This is a genomic window from Pseudomonas sp. BAY1663 (genome assembly GCF_000582595.1).
Classification (GTDB): domain Bacteria; phylum Pseudomonadota; class Gammaproteobacteria; order Pseudomonadales; family Pseudomonadaceae; genus Stutzerimonas; species Stutzerimonas stutzeri_AF.
Genome location: NZ_AZSV01000015.1, coordinates 1 through 17854 on the forward strand (window position 1 = coordinate 1; position 17854 = coordinate 17854).

A 17854-nucleotide genomic window follows, 5' to 3' on the forward strand; every position below is an offset into this window, starting at 1 on the left:
ATCAAAAACCGTAGATTGACAGCCGTTGCCCCGCTCCAATGCTGTCCAGCCTCCAGCCTCCAGCCTCCAGCCTCCAGCCTCCAGCCTCCAGCCTCCAGCCTCCAGCCTCCAGCCTCCAGCCTGACAATCTTGCCGACCTGTTGACAATTGTCATAGGTCTTCCTTGTCCTCCTAGCTAAGAATAATCATTCTCATTTGCCTGGACCGAGGACGCTTCAGGCGTTAGTTATCTCTGGGGAGGGATTGCAATGCCGTTCACGCCAAAGAAGTTGGCGCTGCTGATATCGAGCCTGTACATGTTCAGCCCGCTAGCGCTGATACAAGCGGCGGACGCCGTGGAGCAAGCGGAGTCTGGAGAGGAAGAAGTCGCCGGGGATTACCAGCTCGAATTGCCCTCGACCACGGTCATCGGCAGGCAGGACAAGGACGCCGAGGGGCATGACAAGGTCTATCAGGAGAACGTCACCAGCGTCTACAAGGGCCGCGAGGAACTGCAGCGCTTCGAGGTGACCAACCCCGGCGACGTGTTCAAGGGCATGAACGGCGTCTACAGCATGGACACGCGCAGCAGCCAGGCCATCACCCCGAATATTCGCGGCATCACCGGCGAGGGGCGCACGCCGCTGACCATCGACGGCACCGAGCAATCCACCAACGTCTGGCTGCACTTCGTCGGGGCGGGCAACCGCAGCTATGTCGACCCGGCGCTGTTTCGCAGCATCGAAGTGGAGAAAGGCCCGTCGCTGAGCCGGGGCATCAAGAGCGGCGTGGGCGGGGCGGTGAACATCCGCACCATCGAAGCCAGCGACATCATCCCCGAAGGCGATAGCTGGGGTATCGAAACCAACCTGAAAACCTCGGGCAATACCAGCAAGCCCCGGTTCGATGCCTCTTCTGTGTACGGCCAGGACTATCGCAGCATACCCGGCGCAGAACGGGTGAATCTGGATGGCATCAATATCGATACGCCACCTGCACGCACGAGAAGCGATAGCCAGACGCTTAACTTCGATGATCACTCGGAAATGCTGGCCATTGCCGGGCGCAATGAGTTCGTCGATATTCTGCTGTCGCGCAGCGAGCGTACTTCGGGGAACTACTATGCGGGCAAGCACGATGCCGATAGATATTCGGGGCATCCCCACTTCGCTGAAGATACGACCGACAGGTACATCCCGAACCTGACCAAGGTATATGCCGCAGGCAGCGAGGTGTTCAATACCTCCAGTGAAACCGAAACCACCCTGATAAAGAACAACTGGTACCTGCCCAACGAACAAAAGCTGGGCCTGCAATTCATGCGTACCGATACGACCTTCGGTGAAACCACGCCCGGTCGCTCGATGCTGATGTATGCCTATCGAGAGGGTGCGGAGCAAGCCCAGCCGGATCTCGACTGGGCGAACATGCGCAACTTCGTCTACGAAGATCCGCGCTCGGAATTGAGGCTCGACAGTTACAAGTTGAGTTACGACATAAAGCCCAAGGACTCCAAGTGGCTGAATCTGGAAACCAGCCTGTGGCAGACCAAGGCGAAGGGCACCCGCTATCAAACGGGTATATCGCCCTGGGGACTGGATCTCACGGACGATGAAAGAAGCCAGTTGAGTTTATGGGAGTCGACGCGCGCGGACGCCATTAAATGGCTGGGTGCTGATTGGTGGGCTGAAAACGCGTGGATGTTTCCTGAGCCCGATCACGACGGCACCATCATTCCCCTTGGCCGGCAATGGACCACTCATGACCGCACCGGATTCGATTTCAGCAACCAGATGATCCTGGCCAGCAACCTGCAACTAACCCTCGGCGGCAGTTACCAGCAGGAAAAGCTGGATGAGCGGGTAGAGCAGAGCAATCGAGACACCACCAGCATGCTGCCGGACGGCGTCTATCTGCATACCGGAACCGACCGTCTCGGCCCGCGCTCCGGCGAGCGCAAGGAATACTCGGCCATGCTCAATCTGGCTTGGCAAGCCACCGACTGGCTCACTGTAACGGCAGGCACCCGCTACTTGCATTACACCGGTAAGGATACGGGAACTGCCAAGCGTAGGCGGCAGCAAGATGCGTTTTATAAGGCGACTCAGCGTCAAACTGGCGTGAAGCTGGAGTGGGAGGAGTTATTGACAAATGAGGAATATGAAACGGCTAAGCGTTTAGCTGACGATGTCTATAATGCCGCTGTGGCTGCAGAGCCATACCTTCCAGACTGGCACCTTAATAATGTTGTGACGCCTGAGATCGAAGCATTAATTGCGGCGAGGGCGGCAGCCGATCAATTCTCCGGTGGGCGAACAATTTCTATACGTCATGGAAATAATACTCCGCAACATGGGCAGAAATTTAGTTATTGGGTAAACGAAGTTATTGTTCCAATTAAAAATGGGAAGATGGACTCGTCGAAAAATCCATTTGTAAATGGCGAGATCGATGTCAGTAAGCTCTATGAAACAGTAGAGGATGTCCAGGGCTCTGGTGTGGCGGATCAAAGAGTCAAGGCCGCGAGTCCTTATGGTACGGCGGTTTATGAGGAGATTCATGCAGGCAATGCTTGGGAAATGCCGGAAGAGCAATCGGGCGATGCCTTCAGCCCGGTATTGAGCGCAACCGCCAGAATCACGCCCTTCGGTACCGCTTTTGTTCGTTATGCGCAAACCACTCGTTTCCCGAGCATCAACGAACTGACTTCCAGCGCCGTTCTCGATGGGGCCGGTACCGTTGGCACCCTGGCTTCAGGTGCCAGCAAGCCGGAGCGCAGCACCAACTGGGAGGTGGGTTACGCCCATGACCTGACTCAGTTCTTACCCAGCCTGGGCTTTGCCGACGTGCGTATCAGCTACTACAACACCGAGATCGAGGACTTTATCGATCGTGGTCTGTATTACGACAGCATCCAGTTCGACAAGAAGAAATCCAGCGGTGTGGAGTTGCAGTCTCGCTTCGATACGGGCCGGGTATTTGGCAGCTTGGGTGCCACCTACCGGCTGAACCAGAAACTCTGTGACAAGGACTACGCATCGAGCCTCGATCCCTATTACAACCGTATTCCCACCTGCATGACCGGCGGCTTCCCCGGTACTTACAGCGGTAACAGCCTGCAACCTAAATATTCCATCGACCTGTTGCTGGGTACCCGGCTGTTCAATGAGCGGCTGGAGCTGGGCTGGCGCAGCGTGTACCACGCGGGTGCGGAAAACAGCCAGCTGGACGACCTGCTGGCCTCGGAAGCCGGTCCCTCTGTTACCAGCGCCCTGGCGCGGGATGCCTGGTTCAGGAACGGCAACCAGGATGGCTTCTACTGGCGCTCGGTTCTATTGCATGACCTGTATGCCAACTTCGAGGTGAACAAGCAGGTGGCCTTGAACCTGGGCGTGACCAACCTGACCGATGAGTACTACCTGGACCCGATGGCCAAGACCCTGTTGCCAGGGCCGGGGCGCACGCTCACCGCAGGTTTGAAGGTCAATTTCTAATTCCGGTTTTTTTGTGGTCCGCCATCCTTGGCGACCACCCTGCGGGTCGTCGCTACCGCGACGTCAAAAAACGTTCCCGACGTTTTTTTGCTTGTTTTTCGTAAAAAACAAGCCGTTTTTAATCTCAACCAAGAGGATATGAAAATGAAAAAATCGACATTGGCTTTGGCCATCATGGCGCTGGTGGGTAGTGGTGCTGCATTCGCGGCTTCTCCGAATGTGCAAGGGGGTAGTTCCAACCCTGCTGGGGTGGTTGTCGGCAGCTCGAACCACAGCCTGTTCGGCGGTGGGAATTCCGGCGTGGCACTGGATGGTGCCGGTTCCTACATCGATCTGGCCGGCGGTCCGATCAAGGGTTCGAACACGGCCATTGCTGCGCGTGGCGACGGCACGATCATGAGGCCCGCGGATATTGGCATGCTGCCGCTGCCGATCGATATCGCTCAGGTCTGGAATGCCACCGATTCGAGCAGTGGCGCCAATTTTGCCATCAACAGTATCCGGCAAATCACCCAGATATCCCTGGCCCCGCAGTTCGGTGGTCTGGTGATCGGTCAGGTGGCCAATGCCAGCGGCGCACCCCTGGCGGTGGGCAGTGGCGTGTACTTTGGCGAGTGGGCCCCCCGGGCTGCCGGCACCCCACCGAGCAATAGCACCGACCTGAACATGGGCAGCGCCAGCCGTACTGTCTGGTACGTGGGCGACAATGCTGTAACTTCCGCCAACATGCCTACAGCCATCAGCGCCACATATGGTGTGATCGGTATCAATGGGGTGGGCACTGCCGCAGGCGGTACGCCGGATAGTCCGAACCTCTACAAGGGAACGCTGACGGCTACCTATGGCTCTGGCTCGGGCAGCATTACCGGCACCATTGATCGGGCTGGTCACAGCATCAACTTTGCTGGTACCAGCATTGGTGACAAAGGCACCTTTGCCAACGCTGCAAGTGATCCCACAATCCAAGGCCGCTTCTACAACGGTGCCGAGGCTCTGGCCGGGATTTATACCGGTGGCGCTACACCGCAACAGGATGTCGCCTTCGGCGGCAGCAAGATTAGCGGCACCATCACCCCCTAAGGTTTGACCACTCTCCACTGGCGGCCACCAGTGAAGAGCGTCAAACAGGGCGATGCCGGATGGAGTCTCGTTCGGTATCGCTTGGGAGGGGTACCTGTGGAGGCCGGTTCGCCGGCCTCCATTCTATTGCACGCACATCCTTTGTGGAAATTCCCTATGTCTTGCCGTTTCAGGGCCGTCTGGCTGCTGTCGCTGGCGTGCCTCATCGCGCCCGGCGTCCGGGCCGATGACGACGATACGCGTTTTCTGCAGGACCAGACCCGCCGCAGTATCGAGCAGAAGGCGCACGCCGAGGAGGCGCTGGCGGCACCGCCCGGTACGCTGATGTACGAGGGCCGGCGCTACCAGGTGCCGAGCACCCTGGAGGCACTGACGCCGGCCATCTACGTGGCCATCAATACCAACCAGTGGACCCAGTTGCCGGATTTCATCGCCCGTTACCGTGAACTGCCGGGGCATCGGCCGGCGCTGGCGAACATGGCGGAAAGCTGCTGGCGCGCTTCGAGGGGGACTATCCGCTGGCGTTGCAGCGCATGGAGCTGGCCAGTGAACAGGAGCCGCGGGATGCACGCATCCTGCTGGAGCTGGCGCGCCTGTGGTTCGAGGATTACCAGGAAAAGCGCGCGCGGGAGGGCTTTGCCAGGGCGCTGGAGGCGGGGCTGCCGCCCGAGGTACAGATGCTGATCCAGCAGTATCACCTGGCGATGGAAATCCGTGCCGACTGGCATGGCAGTGCGGCGCTAGGCTGGGGCTACAACGACAATATCAACCAGGCTAATGGCCACTACAGCTGCCTCAGCGAGTTCGCCGGCATCTGTTTCTTCGAGCGCAGGATGCCCGAGGCCATCGATTCCGAAATGGTCAACTACGAGCTGTCGTTGCAGCGCCGCTTCAACCTGTCCGGTAACCACAACCTGCAGCTGCGTCCCCTCAGCTACGGCAACTACTATTCGACGACCGATCCGTCCACGACTTCCCGTATCAAGGACTACAGCAACAACCTGGCGATCCTGCAGGCGGGCTACCAGTACCTGGATGCCCGCGACAATATCTCGCTCGCTCCCTATGTCGAGCACTACTACCGCAACCGTGCCAGCGACTACCTGGCCCATGGCCTGCAACTGGAGTGGAGCCACTCGCTGAACCGCCAGTGGCAGCTGGGCACCAGCCTGGATGCCAAGCGCTACGAATACAGCTCGCAGGGCCTGCTGACCGGTGCCGATTACGATCAGTACCAGTGGAACCTGTTCGCCTCCTTCTCGCCCAGCACCCGCACCAGCCTGTACGGCGGCGTAAGCCTCACCCGCAAGAAGTACGAGGTGGATCAGGCCAGCAGCCGCGACTGGGCCGTGCGCGGCGGGGTCTATCATCTCTTTGCCGGCAGCGCCGGGTTGTTCGTCAACGCGCTGGGCATCTACCGGGAAAGCCGCAACGATGCCTACGATTTCTTCCTCGGCGAACGCCGGTACGACAAGCAGCAGGTGTATATCCTCAGCGCCGGGGTGAACGCCTGGCAGGTCGCCGGGCTGGTTCCGGAGTTGCGCGTGCGGCACAGCATCAACCACAGCAATCTGGATTGGGCGTTCGGCTTCGAGCAGACGGAGGTGAGCCTGATGCTGCGCAAGAGCTTCTGAGGGCTTGCCGAGTCTTCGTGTCGAGGCGTTTGGACCGTCATCGGATCGCTGTGTAGAGGCTTTGCCGTACCGAATGATAATTATCAACTTCAAAGCGACGGAAAATGGAGTAGTATCTCGCCGTTGATAATGTTTCTCATTAACTGGGGCGCTGCCTGGGATCTGGACCGATACCGGCCGATTGGCTTTCGGGAAGGAGTGGCGTGCGTCCCCATCCGGGTGCGAACGAGCCATGAAGGCGCCAGGTCTGATCCATATGCTTGCCAGCTCACCGGTTTTTTCCAAGGTGGGCCGGGAAGCGTTGCAATCCCTGCTCGACGGTGCTTCTCTGCTGCGGCTGGAAAGTGGCCAGCACCTGTTCCGCATGGGCGACAAGGCAGCGTATTTCTTTCTCGTGCAATCGGGCAGCGTGGTGCTGTACCGGCCCAGCTATACGGGGGAGCACAAGATCTTCCGAAATATGGAAGCCGGTGATCTGCTGGCGGAAACCGCGATGTTCGTCGAGCCCTGCCGCTATCCACTGTCGGCGCGCGCCGGTGTTGCCTCCAGTGTCTATCGCCTGCCGCGTGCGCGATTGCTCGAACTATGCCGGACCTCGCCGGATTTCAGCATCGCGATGCTGGAAGGCATGGCCGTAAGGATTTCCCAGTCGCTCAACCGTATCGATCTGTTGACCATCGGCAATTCGGCCCAGCGTCTGGTGGTCTACCTGCTGGATCTGCACATGCAGCAGCGCAGTGCCTGGCTGACGTTGCCGGCCAGTCATGGTGTGTTGGCACGCCAGTTGAACATTACCCCGGAAACCTTTTCGCGCCAGTTGAATACCTTCAGGCGCGCGGGATTCATCGGTGGGCGCAACCCCGACCTGGTACTGTTGAACATCGAGGAGCTCTGCAAGGCGGTCGAACTGCCATCGCCCAGCCTGCTGTTCGAGCAGGCGGAACCTACGACACACCTGGGCAGCAGCCTGTTCGATTGCTGCAACTATGCCCGGCAGGTATTGGGTCGTGCTGGCTGAGTGGATTGCCGTCGGTGATCAGCACGCGCCGCCTTCACCAGATCCGGTGCCCCGCCCCAGGGGCTCGGCGCAGCTTCCTGGCCATCGGTGCGCGGCCCACTCAACGCCGGCCAGGTGTGCCCCAGATAAATGGCGAAAGCGCTGACCCAGAGCAGCCCCGATACCGTCAGCAGCGTGCCATGCCAGGGGGCTGCTGCCCAGACGCCGGCCCAGGTGCGCAGCAGCGCAGCCAGCACCAGCATGGCAGCGGTAAGTGGCAGCCAGGGGCGGTAGTCCAGCCATAGCCCGGCATGGATACGCCCGACCATGACCATGACGGCGAAGATCGACAGGGCCATCGCGCCGGCGGTCAGCAGGTGACGACCGGCCGAGGGCGTCAGTGGCGCGCCCAGCCAGGCGGCGCCCAGCAGGCCGTAGCCCAGGGCGATGAGCCAGTAGCTGGCATAGAGCATCAGGCTCCAGCGGGTGAACAGCGGTCGTCCGACGTGCCAGTCGTTGAGCAGGTTGAACATGGCCGCTGCGGCGGCGAGGGCGGTCCAGCCGGTGACGATGTCGTGGCCGAGGGCAAATTCGGTCGCGCTGCAGACGGCTATGCAGAAGATCGCCAGGTAGCGCCGTGGTGGGCGCGCCAGGTAGGTGGTGGTTGCGGGTGGGGCGCCGGGACGGCCCTGTTCGAGCTGACCATTCACGGCGCTCATGGAGATGCGGCTGGTGGCGATGACGATCAGAATGGCCAGCGCGCCCGTCGCCGCATGTAGCCAGGTCATGGCATTGGCCGAGATGACCAGGGAGATGAAAAATCCGGCCTGCAATGCGCACAGCGCAGCGATGGCCCAGGCGAAGCTGAGGTGGCTGCGTCCCGGATCGCGCCAGAGGCTAGGGCCGATCTGCCTCAGCAGGGCCAGCCAGAATGCCAGGTTGCACAGGGCTGCCGGCCAGGCGCCCAGTGAGGCCGGCCAGTAGGCCGCCAGTGCATAGGCCAGGCGGGCCAGCAACCACAACAGCACGAGACGGGCCAGTGGTCGCCCGCCGATGGCCGGGGTGGCGGTGAATTCGGGAACGGCGGTCAGGGCAAAGCCGGCGACGGCGGCAGCGGCGAAGCCGAACAGCAGTTCATGGGCATGCCAGGCCGTCGGGCCACCGGGCGGGTGCCAGCCGTCGAGCCAACCGTCCAGCAGCAGGACCCAGGTCAGCATGAAGCCGATGGCGCTGGCGGCAGTGAGTACGAAGAAGGGCCGGAAGCCGCAGATGAGAAGGGGAGAGGTGATCCTGGGCCTGTTCATACGCGGCAACCGCTATGACGGGGTTGTTCGTGGCTGGCTGGCGCCAGGGTGCCTTCGGCCAGGCCGAAGCCGATGCGGACTTGCGGGGTTTCCATCAGCTCGCCGGTGGTCTGGTGGATCCAGGCTTCCGTGCGTTCGGCCTGGGGCATGTCCAGGACGAATTCGTGTACCAGGCGACCGGGCGCGGGCACCATCAGCAGGATGCGGTCGGCCAGGCGTACCGCTTCCATCAGGTCGTGGGTGATCAGCAGTACCGCGCTGCCTCGTTGCACCACCTGTTGGCGGAGCAGGGCGTAGAGTTCCAGCTTGAGGCCGACGTCGAGCGCCGAGAAAGGTTCGTCCAGCAACAGCAGGTCGGGCGAGAGGATCAGCGCACGGCCCAGGGATACCCGGCTCTGCATCCCGCCGGACAGTTCATGGGGATATTTGTCGAGGTCCTCGTCCGTCAGCCCAAGGCGCGCGGCCATGCTTGTCGCCTGCCTGTGGCGGGCTGCCCTGGGCACGCCGAGTGCCTTGAGGCCTAGGGCGATGTTTTCTTGGGCGGTCATCCAGGGCATCAGGCTGGGATCCTGGAAGACGTAGCCGATGCCGCGAAAATCGCACTGCATGACGATTTCCGAAGGTGCCAGCAGGCCCGCGATTATCTGCAGCAACGTGCTCTTGCCACAGCCGGAAGGCCCGACCAGAGCCAGGGTTTCGCCGGCGTACAGATCGAGGCCGACGTCGGCCAGCACTTCGGTCAGCCCGTAGCGATGGTAAAGGTGGCGGATATGCAGGGCATTCATGTGGTCGGCTCCGAGCGCCAGCGCTCGACCCGGCGCTTGAGAGGTTCCAGGAACAGGTATTCGGTGGCCAGCAGCAGCCCGAGGACGGCGGCCACCCAGGCCAGCGAGGTGGCGGTGTCCAGCTGCGCGCGGGAAGTTGCCAGGGCTGCGCCGACGCCGTCCGTGGTACTCAGCAGTTCGGCCATCACCACCACTTTCCATGAGGTGCCCAATGCGGTTATCCACGCCGGGAACAAGTAGGACATGACATGGGGGAAATACAGGTCCGTCAGCAGCATGTGCCAGGGCAGGTGATAGGCGAGCGCAACTTTCTTCAGTTGATTGTCCAGGGTGCGCGTGCCCTGCATGGCGCCGGCGAAGACGATGGGGAAGCAGGCGATGAATACGGTGAACACGGGCGTGGCGTCGCCCATGCCGAACCAGAGCATGGCCAGTACCAGCCAGGCGATGGGTGGCATGCCCAGCAGTAATGTGACCAGCGGCCGGGACAGCATGGCGGCGGTGAGCGAGCGCCCCGCCAGCAGACCGAGTGCGCTGCCGGCCAGTAGCGCGGCGCCCAGACCGTACAGCGTTCGTCGGGTGGAAATGGCCAGTTGCGGCAGGGCCAGGCCGCTGTCGAACAGCTCCGCGAGACGTTCCAGGGTCGCCACGGGGCCAGGTAACACCAGGGCGCCATGGACGCGCCCGGTGAATTCCCAGGCGGCACAGAACAGCAACAGGCTGGCCAGGGCGCCCCAGCCGCTCCACAGGTAGCTCAGCGTGGCGAGCAGGCCATCGCGTAATGTTCTCAAAAAATACTTCATTTATTTCTGGGCGGATGCCTCACCGTAGAAGCCATCATCAGGCAGCTTGCCGCCCAGGTTGGCGGGCTGCCGTTGCAACAGGAGCCGGAAAAAGGTTTCCAGTTCGGGGCGGGCCTGGGCGGCACTGGCGTAGTGAGGGGATTGGAACTGTAGCGAGTCGGCGACGGCCTGGGCGTCGAGCAGGTCGATGCGGCGAGCGACCATCTCGCCGCAAGGCAGGGGATGTTCGTTGCACCAGCGGCTCGATTGCGCGTAGGCCTGTTCGACGCGGGCGCTCAACTCGACATCGAGGCGCGCCGCGCCGAGTGCGGCAAGGCCGGCCTGGGGAATGCGGGCTTCGATGCCCAGCAGTTCTCCCCATTGCTCCTGCAGGTCGACGCTGCGATACAGCTCGGGCGCCACCAGCGAAACGGGGAAGGACCGGGTCTTGCGAAGCACCATAGATACGGCGGGCTCAGCGAGCAGGGCGTGGTCGACTCGGCGCGTGATCAGCAGTTGCACGGCATCCAGGGGCGTGGCGGTGTAGCGCGGCTGAAAGTCACGTTGCGGGTCCAGCCCCTGTTCTTCGGCGATGAAGTCGAAGATGATGTCCGGCATGTCGTTGCGGAAGGGGATGGCCACTTCCTTTCCCTTGAAGTCGGCCAGGGTCTGCAGGCCAGGCGTGCGCGAGACCATCCACAACGCCCCCCAGGTGGAAACGTTGAGCAGGGTAAGTGGGACACCCCGGTTGTACAGGTTGGCGGCCACGTTGGTCGGCACTGCGATGAAGTCGACCTGTCTCTGTATGACCCGCGCGCGCAACTGGTCGGGGTTGTTCCACAGGATGAATTCGGTGGATCGGGCCAGGTCGTTCAGCGCACCGCTTTCCAGCATGTGGATAAGTGGATTGGTCACGGAGGCTGCGGGGCCGGAGAACACCAGGCGTTCGCGCATGGCCGGCGTGGCCTCAGCCAGTACCTGCGGTACGATCGATGAAGCGCATACGGCGAATAGAAGTGCAAAAGGTCGCAGGCGGGAGAAGGCGCCTGGCATTACCTGGTGGTCCGGTTGGCTGGCATGGAGGCTTCCTGGCGTTCGAGGTAAAGCGAGGAGTCTATCCGTCACTCGCAGGGGATGAGAATGATAATTGTCAACCGGCCATGCAGAATGTTGCTCTCGCTTTTTAGGTCGCTGCGGTGGGATATCGTCTGGATAGAAAGGCCGAGTTTCTGTATAGTGTTCCGTTTAGTGTGTCCACTAAAAGTTGCGCAGAAATGAATCAAACAAAAAAGCGGGATGACCTTCACACGTCATCCCGCTTTTTTACAATCTGCGTCTGCTCCAGCCTTGATCTACGGGAGGTCTCTTGACTAAGCCAGCCACCACGCCAGCCATCCTGGCCCTTGCCGATGGCAGCATCTTTCGCGGCGAATCCATCGGCGCCGATGGCCAGACCATCGGCGAGGTGGTGTTCAACACCGCCATGACCGGCTATCAGGAAATCCTCACCGATCCTTCCTATGCCAAGCAGATCGTCACGCTCACCTATCCGCACATCGGCAATACCGGTACCACGCCGGAAGACGCCGAGGCCCGCCAGGTATGGGCCGCCGGCCTGGTCATCCGCGACCTGCCGCTGCTGGCCAGCAACTGGCGCAACAAGCAGTCGCTGCCCGATTACCTGAAGGCCAGCGGCACCGTCGCCATCGCCGGTATCGATACCCGCCGCCTGACGCGCATCCTGCGCGAGAAGGGCGCGCAGGACGGTTGCATCCTGGCGGGGGCGGACGCGACCGAGGAGAAGGCGCTGGAACTGGCGCGCAGCTTCCCGGGGCTCAAGGGCATGGACCTGGCCAAGGAGGTCAGTACCCAGGAACGCTACGAGTGGCGCTCCAGCGTCTGGAACCTGAAGAGCGACAGCCATCCGGAAATCCCCGCCGCCGAGCTGCCCTACCATGTGGTGGCCTTCGACTACGGCGTGAAGCTGAACATCCTGCGCATGCTCGTCGCGCGCGGCTGCCGCGTCACCGTGCTGCCGGCCCAGACGCCCGCCAGCGAGGCGCTGGCGCTGAACCCGGACGGCGTGTTCCTGGCCAACGGTCCGGGCGATCCCGAGCCGTGCGACTACGCGATCAAGGCGATCCAGGATGTGCTCGAAACCGACATCCCGGTGTTCGGCATCTGCCTGGGTCACCAGTTGCTGGCACTGGCTTCCGGCGCCAAGACGGTGAAGATGCCCAACGGCCACCACGGCGCCAACCATCCGGTGCAGGACCTGGATACCGGTGTGGTGATGATCACCAGCCAGAACCATGGTTTCGCCGTGGACGAGGCGAGCCTGCCGGCCAACCTGCGCGCCACCCACAAGTCGCTGTTCGACGGCACCCTGCAGGGCATCGAGCGCACCGACAAGGTCGCCTTCAGCTTCCAGGGCCATCCGGAAGCCAGCCCGGGACCGCACGACGTGGCGCCGCTGTTCGATCGCTTCATCGCGGCGATGGCCGCGCGGCGCTGAGGTCGACATGCTGCCGAGCCTGGGAATCACCGATCTCTGGACCTATGTGCTGGGGACGCTGTTCGTCGTCCTGCTGCCGGGGCCCAATTCGCTGTTCGTGCTCGCCACCTCGGCGCAGCATGGCGTGGCGAGCGGCTACAAGGCGGCGAGTGCGGTATTCCTGGGCGATGCGATCCTGATGGCCCTGTCGGCACTGGGAATCGCCTCGCTGCTGCAGGCGGTGCCGATGGTCTTCGTGGTGCTCAAGTATCTCGGCGCGGCCTACCTGTGCTACCTCGGCATCGGCATGTTGCGCGGTGCCTGGCGCAAGCTGCATGCGCCGGAGGCCGCCGCGCAGGCGCTGGAAGCGCACGCGACGGTGAGCAACCCGTTCGGCCGGGCCTTGTTCCTCAGTCTGTCCAACCCGAAGGCGATCCTCTTTTTCATCTCCTTCTTCATCCAGTTCGTCGATCCGGGGTACGCCTATCCCGGGTTGTCGTTCCTGGTGCTGGGAGCCATCCTCGAAGCGATCAGCTTCCTGTACCTGAGTTTCCTGATTTTTTGCGGCGTGCGCCTGGCCGACTGGTTTCGCCGGCGCCAACGCCTGGCGGTCGGAGCCACCTCCGGCGTAGGCGCCATGTTTGTCGGTTTCGGCATCAAGCTGGCCGGCGCGACCCTGACCTGAATTTGTTAAGCACGAGAGTCCCATGCCCAAGCGTACAGACATAAAGAGCATCCTGATCCTCGGTGCCGGCCCCATCGTCATCGGCCAGGCCTGCGAGTTCGACTATTCCGGCGCGCAGGCGTGCAAGGCGCTGAAGGAAGAAGGCTTCCGCGTCATCCTGGTGAACTCCAACCCGGCCACCATCATGACCGACCCGGCCATGGCCGACGCCACCTACATCGAGCCGATCAAGTGGGCCACGGTGGCCAAGATCATCGAGAAGGAGCGCCCTGATGCGCTGCTGCCGACCATGGGCGGCCAGACCGCGCTGAACTGCGCGCTGGACCTGGAAAAGCACGGCGTGCTGGAGAAGTTCGGCGTCGAGATGATCGGTGCCAACGCTGATACCATCGACAAGGCCGAGGACCGCTCGCGCTTCGACAAGGCGATGAAGAACATCGGCCTGGCCTGCCCGGTTTCCGGCATCGCGCACAGCATGGATGAAGCCTACGGCGTGCTCGACAAGGTCGGCTTCCCCTGCATCATCCGGCCGTCCTTCACCATGGGCGGCACCGGCGGCGGCATCGCTACAACCGCGAAGAGTTCGAGGAAATCTGCACCCGTGGCCTCGACCTGTCGCCGACCAGCGAGCTGTTGATCGACGAGTCGCTGATCGGCTGGAAGGAATACGAGATGGAGGTGGTCCGCGACAAGAAGGACAACTGCATCATCGTCTGCTCCATCGAGAACTTCGACCCGATGGGCGTGCACACCGGCGACTCCATCACCGTCGCGCCGGCGCAGACCCTGACCGACAAGGAATACCAGATCATGCGCAACGCCTCGCTGGCGGTGCTGCGCGAGATCGGCGTGGAGACCGGCGGCTCCAACGTGCAGTTCGGCATCTGCCCGAACACCGGGCGCATGGTGGTGATCGAGATGAACCCGCGCGTGTCGCGTTCCTCGGCACTGGCCTCCAAGGCCACCGGCTTCCCGATCGCCAAGATCGCCGCCAAGCTGGCCGTCGGCTACACTCTCGACGAACTGCAGAACGACATCACTGGCGGCCGTACCCCGGCCTCGTTCGAGCCGGCCATCGACTACGTGGTGACCAAGGTACCGCGCTTCGCCTTCGAGAAATTCCCCAAGGCCGACGCCCGCCTGACCACCCAGATGAAGTCGGTCGGTGAGGTCATGGCCATCGGCCGGACCTTCCAGGAGTCGATGCAGAAGGCCCTGCGTGGCCTGGAAGTCGGCGCCACCGGTTTCGATCCGAAGCTGAACCTGGCCGATGCCGAGGCCGAGAGCACGCTCAAGCGCGAGCTGACCGTGCCGGGCGCCGACCGCATCTGGTTCGTGGCCGATGCCTTCCGTGCCGGCAAGAGCGTCGAAGACGTGTTCGCCCTGACCAGGATCGATCCCTGGTTCCTGGTGCAGATCGAGGATCTGGTCAAGGACGAGGAACAGGTCAAGACCCTCGGCCTGTCCAGCATCGACCGCGACCTGATGTACAAGCTCAAGCGCAAGGGCTTCTCCGACGCGCGTCTGGCCAAGCTGCTCGGCGTCACCGAGAAGAACCTGCGCAGCCACCGCCACAAGCTCAAGGTGCTGCCGGTGTACAAGCGCGTCGACACCTGCGCCGCCGAGTTCGCCACCGACACCGCCTACATGTACTCGACCTACGAGGAAGAGTGCGAGGCCAACCCGAGCGCTCGCGACAAGATCATGATCCTCGGCGGCGGCCCCAACCGCATCGGCCAGGGCATCGAGTTCGACTACTGCTGCGTACATGCCGCGCTGGCCATGCGTGAAGACGGTTACGAGACCATCATGGTCAACTGCAACCCGGAGACCGTCTCCACCGATTACGATACCTCCGACCGCCTGTACTTCGAGCCGGTGACCCTGGAGGACGTGCTGGAGATCGTCCGCGTCGAGCAGCCCAAGGGCGTCATCGTGCAGTACGGCGGGCAGACCCCGCTGAAGATCTGTCGCGCCCTGGAAGAGGCCGGCGTGCCGATCATCGGCACTTCGCCGGACGCCATCGACCGCGCCGAAGACCGCGAGCGTTTCCAGCAGATGGTGCAGCGCCTGAACCTGCGCCAGCCGCAGAACGCCACTGCGCGCAGCGAGGAGGAGGCCATCGCCGCGTCCAAGGCCATCGGCTATCCGCTGGTGGTGCGTCCGTCCTACGTGCTCGGCGGGCGGGCGATGGAGATCGTCTACGAGGAAGAGGAGCTCAAGCGCTACATGCGCGAAGCGGTGCAGGTGTCCAACGACAGCCCGGTGCTGCTCGACCACTTCCTCAACTGCGCCATCGAGGTGGACGTGGACGCCGTCTGTGACGGCGAGACCGTGGTGATCGGCGGCATCATGCAGCACATTGAACAGGCCGGCGTGCACTCCGGCGACTCGGCCTGCTCGCTGCCGGCCTACTCGCTGCCGCAGCCCATCCAGGACGAGATCCGCGAGCAGGTGCGCAAGATGGCCCTGGAGCTCGATGTGGTCGGCCTGATGAACGTGCAGATGGCCGTGCAGGGCGAAGATATCTACGTGCTCGAGGTCAATCCGCGCGCCTCGCGTACCGTGCCGTTCGTTTCCAAGTGCATCGGCGAGTCGCTGGCCAAGGTCGCCGCGCGGGTCATGGCGGGCAAGAGCCTGGCCGAAGTCGGTTTCACCCGCGAGATCATCCCGGGCTATTTCAGCGTCAAGGAAGCGGTGTTCCCGTTCGCCAAGTTCCCCGGCGTCGACACCATCCTCGGCCCGGAGATGAAATCCACCGGCGAGGTGATGGGCGTCGGCGACAGCTTCGCCGAGGCCTTCGCCAAGGCCCAGCTGGGTGCCAGCGAAATCCTGCCGACCTCCGGTTGCGCCTTCCTCAGCGTGCGCGAGGACGACAAGCCCTACGTCGAGCAGGTCGCCCGCGATCTGGTTGGCCTCGGCTTCGAGGTCGTGGCCACCGCCGGCACCGCACGGATCATCGAGGCCGCCGGGCTGCCGGTGCGCCGTGTGAACAAGGTGACCGAAGGCCGTCCGCACGTGGTCGACATGATCAAGAATGACGAAGTCACCCTGATCATCAATACTACCGAGGGTCGTCAGTCCATCGCTGATTCGTACTCCATCCGTCGCAACGCCCTGCAGCACAAGATCTGCATCACCACCACCATCGCCGGTGGCCAGGCAATCTGTGAGGCGCTCAAGTTCGGTCCCGAGAAGACCGTGCGCCGCTTGCAGGATCTCCATGCAGGAATCAACGCATGACAAAATTCCCCATGACCGTCCAGGGCGCGCGCGCCCTGGAAGAAGAACTCAAGCACCTGAAAACCGTGCTGCGTCCGCAGATCACCCAGGCCATCGCCGAGGCGCGCGAGCTGGGCGATCTCAAGGAGAACGCCGAGTACCATGCCGCCCGTGAACAGCAAGGCATGGTCGAGGCGCGCATTCGCGACATCGAGGGCCGCCTGCAGAACGCCCAGGTCATCGATATCGCCAGCATCCCGCACACCGGCAAGGTGATCTTCGGCACCACCGTGGATATCGCCAACGTCGAGACCGACGAGCAGGTGACCTACCAGATCGTCGGCGACGACGAGGCCGACATCAAGCAGGGCAAGCTGTCGGTGAGCTCGCCCATCGCCCGCGCCTGGTGGGCAAGGAAGAAGGCGACGTGGTCGCGGTCAAGACGCCCAGCGGCGTCATCGAGTACGAGATTGTCGAGGTCCGTCATATCTGACAGCCCGCCCCCGCGGGCTGGCAACATAAGCTGGCAGCTGGCCCAGACGTTCTGGGTCGGCGGGCTCTGGTTGCTGCAGTTCGTCGTTCTGCCGGCGTTGGACAAGATCGGCCTGGCGCCTCTGCTGATCGAGGAGATCGGCAGCAGCTGCGCCCGTTGCTGGTGGGCTTCGCGGCTTTCTGCGCGGTGCTGCAGCTGATCGTGCTGGTGCTGGCCGAAGGCTTTCGCAGCCTGTGGCGGGACATGCGTGGCCAGTTGCTGATCGCGGTCCTGCTGCTGGGCATCAGTCATGTTGCGAGCGCCGGCGGCGGAGCACTCTACTGGCCCAACTTCAGTTACCTGGCCATGGCCCTGTGTGGCCTGGTGTTGGTGTTGCAACCGTTGCCGGGGCAGGCGCGTCGATAGTTGTGGGTGGACGAAGACCCGGATGGGATCTTGTGGCCGAGGACGCTTTTTGTAGGAGCCAGCTTGCTGGCGATCCGGCGTGACTATCGCTGCTGCCGCCGGGCTCCCACCGCGGCTGGCATGGGGTGGGCGCCAAGTGTTCGGGCTGGCTTCGGGCGAAACCCCACCGGCTGTCAGGCCTGGAAGCGATGGATGTTGGAAAGCTGCTTGTTGACCTTCGGGTTGCGGCGGTAGACCAGGGCCATCTTGCCGATCGTCTGGACCAGCTCGCAATTGCCGATCGCGCAGAGCTCCTCCATCAGGGCACGGCGATCCTCGCGTTCGGTGATGCGGAACTGGACCTTGATCAGCTCGTGATCGTTCAGGGCGCGTTCGAGCTCGGCCTGGACCCCTTCGGTCAACCCGTTTTCGGCTACGATGAGTACCGGTTTCAGGTGATGGCCGATGGATTTGTAGTGTTTCTTCTGCTCGTTGGTGAGCGGCATATTTCGACCCTTGCG

At 62.5% G+C, this 17854-nt stretch carries 11 protein-coding genes and 3 pseudogenes; 9 read left to right on the forward strand and 5 right to left on the reverse strand.

Annotated features, from left to right (window positions below; translation table 11 throughout):
* Positions 1-248 precede the first annotated feature (248 nt).
* From BAY1663_RS06705 to BAY1663_RS06720, 4 genes are all read left to right on the forward strand, one after another.
* Positions 249-3473, forward strand: a complete 3225-nt coding sequence (locus BAY1663_RS06705) for a TonB-dependent receptor domain-containing protein (protein ID WP_037038847.1) — start codon at positions 249-251, stop codon at positions 3471-3473.
* Between the two features lie 27 nt (positions 3474-3500).
* The gene (locus tag BAY1663_RS06710; RefSeq protein WP_128576122.1) at positions 3501-4553 is read left to right on the forward strand and encodes a Slam-dependent surface lipoprotein; all 1053 of its coding nucleotides are present in this window, start codon (positions 3501-3503) and stop codon (positions 4551-4553) included.
* A gap of 491 nt (positions 4554-5044) precedes the next feature.
* The gene (locus BAY1663_RS06715; RefSeq protein ID WP_371257590.1) at positions 5045-6187 is read left to right on the forward strand and encodes a porin family protein; all 1143 of its coding nucleotides are present in this window, start codon (positions 5045-5047) and stop codon (positions 6185-6187) included.
* A gap of 232 nt (positions 6188-6419) precedes the next feature.
* The gene (locus tag BAY1663_RS06720; RefSeq protein ID WP_051497087.1) at positions 6420-7205 is read left to right on the forward strand and encodes a Crp/Fnr family transcriptional regulator; all 786 of its coding nucleotides are present in this window, start codon (positions 6420-6422) and stop codon (positions 7203-7205) included.
* On the opposite strand, the gene BAY1663_RS06725 is transcribed toward BAY1663_RS06720, so the two are convergent.
* Genes BAY1663_RS06725 through BAY1663_RS06740 form a run of 4 tightly spaced genes read right to left on the reverse strand, consistent with a single transcriptional unit; the run spans position 7172 to position 11009 of the window.
* Positions 7172-8488: an NnrS family protein gene (locus BAY1663_RS06725; protein WP_051497088.1), complete on the reverse strand. Its 1317-nt coding sequence runs from the start codon at positions 8486-8488 to the stop codon at positions 7172-7174. The genes BAY1663_RS06720 and BAY1663_RS06725 overlap by 34 nt on opposite strands.
* Complete coding sequence (locus tag BAY1663_RS06730) at positions 8485-9273, reverse strand: ABC transporter ATP-binding protein (RefSeq protein ID WP_037038851.1); 789 nt, start codon at positions 9271-9273, stop codon at positions 8485-8487. The genes BAY1663_RS06725 and BAY1663_RS06730 overlap by 4 nt, the downstream gene beginning before the upstream one ends.
* Entirely contained in the window at positions 9270-10064 is a 795-nt protein-coding gene (locus BAY1663_RS06735) for an ABC transporter permease (RefSeq protein ID WP_256206577.1), read from the reverse strand. The genes BAY1663_RS06730 and BAY1663_RS06735 overlap by 4 nt, the downstream gene beginning before the upstream one ends.
* Positions 10065-10076: 12 nt before the next feature.
* On the reverse strand, positions 10077-11009 hold the full coding sequence (locus BAY1663_RS06740; protein ID WP_256206578.1) for an ABC transporter substrate-binding protein: 933 nt from the start codon (positions 11007-11009) through the stop codon (positions 10077-10079).
* A 412-nt stretch (positions 11010-11421) separates the two neighbouring features.
* On the opposite strand from BAY1663_RS06740, the gene carA reads away from it, so the two are divergent.
* From carA to BAY1663_RS06765, 5 genes and pseudogenes are all read left to right on the forward strand, one after another.
* Positions 11422-12570, forward strand: a complete 1149-nt coding sequence (carA, locus tag BAY1663_RS06745; RefSeq protein WP_037038856.1) for a glutamine-hydrolyzing carbamoyl-phosphate synthase small subunit — start codon at positions 11422-11424, stop codon at positions 12568-12570.
* Between the two features lie 10 nt (positions 12571-12580).
* The gene (gene leuE / locus BAY1663_RS06750; RefSeq protein ID WP_102895422.1) at positions 12581-13234 is read left to right on the forward strand and encodes a leucine efflux protein LeuE; all 654 of its coding nucleotides are present in this window, start codon (positions 12581-12583) and stop codon (positions 13232-13234) included.
* Positions 13235-13256: 22 nt separating this feature from the next.
* Positions 13257-16477 (forward strand): annotated as a pseudogene (gene carB / locus BAY1663_RS06755) (carbamoyl-phosphate synthase large subunit).
* Positions 16474-16949 (forward strand): annotated as a pseudogene (gene greA / locus BAY1663_RS06760) (transcription elongation factor GreA). The pseudogenes carB and greA overlap by 4 nt, the downstream one beginning before the upstream one ends.
* A pseudogene (locus BAY1663_RS06765) lies at positions 16927-17354 on the forward strand (DUF4149 domain-containing protein). Before greA ends, BAY1663_RS06765 begins: the two co-directional pseudogenes overlap by 23 nt.
* 173 nt (positions 17355-17527) lie before the next feature.
* Here the strand turns inward: BAY1663_RS06765 and yhbY are convergent.
* Positions 17528-17839: a ribosome assembly RNA-binding protein YhbY gene (gene yhbY, locus BAY1663_RS06770; protein WP_037038862.1), complete on the reverse strand. Its 312-nt coding sequence runs from the start codon at positions 17837-17839 to the stop codon at positions 17528-17530.
* Positions 17840-17854 lie beyond the last annotated feature (15 nt).